At 55.4% G+C, this 1,031-nt stretch carries 2 protein-coding genes; one reads left to right on the forward strand and one right to left on the reverse strand.

Annotated features, from left to right (window positions below; all coding sequences use genetic code 11):
* Window positions 1–184: transposase (locus tag ACLFKU_RS43575; RefSeq protein WP_410853373.1), on the forward strand; the 184-nt coding region annotated here is incomplete at its 5' end.
* 729 nt (window positions 185–913) lie between these two features.
* On the opposite strand, the gene ACLFKU_RS43580 is transcribed toward ACLFKU_RS43575, so the two are convergent.
* Window positions 914–1,031 (reverse strand): integrase core domain-containing protein (locus tag ACLFKU_RS43580; protein WP_410853374.1); only part of this gene is annotated, 118 nt, incomplete at its 5' end.

The following is a 1,031-nucleotide window of genomic DNA, read 5'->3' on the forward strand; positions in this document are numbered from 1 at the left end:
TTTCGTTCTGCTCCCCCGGCGGTGGGTGGTCGAGCGCAGCTTTGGCTGGCTCAACCGTTTCCGGCGTCTCGCACGTGACTATGAACGGCTCCCCGAAACTCTCGCCGGGCTTCATTTTGTCGTCTTCTCAATGCTCATGCTTGTTAGCGCCGTGCCAGTCTTCAAAGTTCCTAACACGCTCTAGAAATCGTCGCACTGCAACCAGCGGGGATCTGCCGGCGCAGGCGCGACACGTAGAGCAGTTCGAAACGGTCGGCCGCATTGAAGTACTTGAACGTTATGATCGAGAAGGCCATCGCGGCATCAAGTCGCAAACTGGACCGATGCCCGGCCGTTCCTCCATGGGGGCCTCCAAGTAGTCGACAAGGTCTCTCTGGCTTCCGGAACAACTGTCTGGCGGTCACGGAATAGAATGCAAGGGAGCAATCTCGTGTTTTGACCTTGTGAAAGTGGCCGCACTTGCGGAACCGCCCATCGTAAAAGCCCGACGGTCCGGATCAGGTGGTCACCGGCAGAGGCATGATATGTCGATAATGCCCAGGTCGAAGCTGATTCTCTTCTCGCATTTGATCGGAAATCCGGAAAAAAAACGTGAGGTCCTTCAGGAATTCTGACGACCCGCAAAAAAGCTTCGCAGTGAGCAGAGCGAGAATAATCGCCCGCTGCAAGCACAGGATACAAGCAGATGCCTTAGTAGCATTTGACTGGGATCAGATTCTTTCAAAGCCCGAAGACCGCAACATTCTCAAGCCTGTCCTAGCAATGGGTTTCCACACGTCTTGGCCAATCAAGAACCCTCTAAAATTACCAGTATGCCCTATCACATCAGCCGCACGAGCGTCGCATTCAAAGAGCAAACGCCAAGTGGCAAGAGCGACGGGAGTGGATTTGCCCCTGCACCTCCGACACCGCCTCACACTTGAGTTGATGAATCGGTTGTGCGCCTGAACTCGCGTGGCGAGCGGTACTTCAGCGCGCTATGAGGGTGCTGCTCGTTGTAATGCTCGAACGCGACGGCGAGATTGCGCGCT

Source organism: Paraburkholderia sp. EG304 (assembly GCF_046543485.1).
GTDB lineage: Bacteria > Pseudomonadota > Gammaproteobacteria > Burkholderiales > Burkholderiaceae > Paraburkholderia > Paraburkholderia youngii.